General features: G+C 43.4%; 2 protein-coding genes. Both read right to left on the bottom strand.

The window, feature by feature from the left end; translation table 11 throughout:
* Window positions 1-22: 22 nt before the first annotated feature.
* A complete protein-coding gene (locus Q7P41_RS04165) occupies window positions 23-934 on the bottom strand; it encodes a J domain-containing protein (RefSeq protein WP_303882340.1) in 912 nt (303 codons plus the stop codon).
* On the bottom strand, window positions 931-2520 hold the full coding sequence (locus tag Q7P41_RS04160) for an Hsp70 family protein (RefSeq protein ID WP_303882337.1): 1590 nt from the start codon (window positions 2518-2520) through the stop codon (window positions 931-933). Before Q7P41_RS04160 ends, Q7P41_RS04165 begins: the two co-directional genes overlap by 4 nt.
* Between the last annotated feature and the right edge of the window lie 57 nt (window positions 2521-2577).

Below are 2577 nucleotides of genomic sequence, written 5' to 3'. Positions count from 1 at the left end.
CTCCAAAACCTTTTAATCTATTTTACCCTACATTCATGTCTCTTACAAGCCAACTCGCCCATGCGCGAACATTTAACGAGGGATGATCTTCGGCAAGTTCTCTTACTTTTCCCTGCAAACAACATAAATATCTGTTCCCCTTTAATTTCTTGAGTAAAGGTATCAACACCTCCTCGTCCTTCACTTTAATGAGGGATAACACAACCGTCAAAGGAACTTCATCAATCGATGGTAACATGGATAGGGCAAGCGAAACAACTCGACTTGAAGGATGGGATAAAAGAGGCATCAATGCCTTCACGCTCCAACCTGCCTGCTTACCCCAATATAAAAGTTTAATACACGCTCTCTCACCGAGATTTTTAACGCTAGTTGAGACCAGTGGGATTATCTTTTTTTGGCAATGCCGAGGAGCTTTGCTCAGAAAATCAAGCATGACATCGAGCATAGCATCATCAAATAGGATCTTTGGTATCGTTTTCATCAGTTCATCCATGTAACTTTCTTCCCATTCCAACCTTCTTAAGTGATCAGCTGCTATAAACCTCACCTCGGGATGTCTGCTTTGTAAGCGTAAAAGAATATCAGATAATTTTATTTTACAGTCATCACCCACTGTTTTTACAAGCGCCGATAGATATTCTTGGGCTTCCTTTAGTATGTTTTCTATCTCTTTTTTTATCAAAAGATCTTTTGTATCACCACTAGTTTTAGTATGACTTTTTGCGGGACTCTTAACTGCCGATTTATTGAGCAAGGCATTTTTCAAAGCAAGATAAGCCTCATTAATCTGTTGAAATTGAAAAGAGTATTCCTCCCCTGCAATATCGGGATGGCACAGAAGCGCTTTCTTGCGGAACGCTTTTTTAACGTCAGCAAAGCAAACGCCGGGTTGTAAATCTAAAAGCTTATAGCTCATTTCAAGCGACTTCACTTATTTTTCACCACCTGGGCAATCCTGTTTACGGTTGATTCCAAAACCGCCAAGGCATCTTGCCACAGGTCTTCTTCCGCACTTTGGAGACATCTAACGCTGTTAAAAAGTTCGGTTATTTTCTTTTCCAAAGGGGGATCGAAGAGATATGAGAAGAGAGCCAACTTTCTCTCGAGTTCCTCAATTTTATGCTTTCGCTCTTTGAAATAATAATCGCGGGAAGGAAAATTGGGAATTTCGACATCCTGGCTTAGATACAAATTCCCTTTTTCATTCGCCACATCGATTCTTAAAAGCCCACTACCATCAACAAGGAAAATCACTTTCACCACATCCCCTGATCTTGTCCCTTTGATAACTAAAGTAGACAGTGTTTCTACTCTTGATCCAGACTCATCGCTTTTGAGCTGCAAAACCTTCGCTTCAACCGAGCCCGACCCAACCACCATAAACCGCTTTGCCAACTTAATGGGCAGCGGCGTGCCCTTCGAAGCGATCACAGAAATCCCGCCATCGGTCGTGCTAATGGCTAAATCACAGGACAATACATCTATAAAAAGCTTTCCTCGCTTCCCGGCTAAGACAGCAGCTCCCACAGCGATGGCCTCATCGGGACAAATTTGCACTTTTTCCGGTTCAGCTATTGCTTCAGCCAACAACCGACGCACTAATGGCATCCGCGCAGAACCTCCTGCCAAAAGAAGTATCTGGCAATTATATCTATCCCATATCCTTTTTGCCAGATCTAAAACAGGCAAGATAAATGCAGCGATCAAGCTTTCTATTTCTTCACGATATATTGCTAATGGTTTGTTTCTATGGAGAATAAACCCGCAAGCCCTTGGCCACCAATTCACCACATTTGTAAAGGACAATGATTCCTTGATCGCTTCAGCCTCCATTAAGAGTAAAGGCCATCTTGGATCCTCACTAGGATCTCCTCTTTCTCCCATTAATTTCCATATATGAAGAGCTATTTCTTTATCTAGATCCATACCTCCAAACTTGGTCGATCCGATACTTTCAAGCACATGACAAAGATCGCTTTTCTTTTCAACGGCCGATATATCAACAGCGCCGGCACCGAAATCAAACACCAGCACGTTTCCTTCTAGGCTCACCGCCATAGCGGCAGCCGTGGGTTCATTTATCAATTTGACACCACGAAATCCAGCTTTTTGGGCTGCACTTTTTACCATATCCCTTTGTTTGAAATCAAAGCAGGAAGGAACAGCGATAAAGCATTCCCTTACAACTGCTTGCAAATAGGCCTCAGCATCTTCTCTTAGGTAAAGCAAAAGAACCTGAAGAAGTTCCTCGGCTACAAAGGTCCTGCCCCCAAGTCGTAGCTTTTGCGAAGCACCGATATGACGCTTTACGCTTACGCAAGAGCCACCAGGGTAAGTAAAAACTGCAGGAAGGGCATCTTCCGCCGCACATAATCTACCGTGACGATAGCCAACGAAGGAAGAAGTTTTCTCATTTCCCCATCGATTCTTGATGACCCTTGGTCCTATATGGTCATCGATAATGGCCAGGATTGAATGTCGCGTACCCACATCGATTCCCACGGGGATACTCTCCATGTAGGGTCAACTCCTCTTTCCAACAGTCACGTTTCGCTATGTAGTTGAGCTTTCTGG

Source organism: Acetomicrobium mobile, from assembly GCF_937920065.1.
The sequence above is the reverse complement of the archived record's forward strand: the minus strand, read 5'-3'. Positions and strand labels throughout refer to the sequence as shown.

Bases quoted from the DNA above. Each gene is read 5' to 3' on its own strand.
- Q7P41_RS04160 (WP_303882337.1), bottom strand. From the start codon at position 2,520: ATGGAGAGTATCCCCGTGGGAATCGATGTGGGTACGCGACATTCAATC.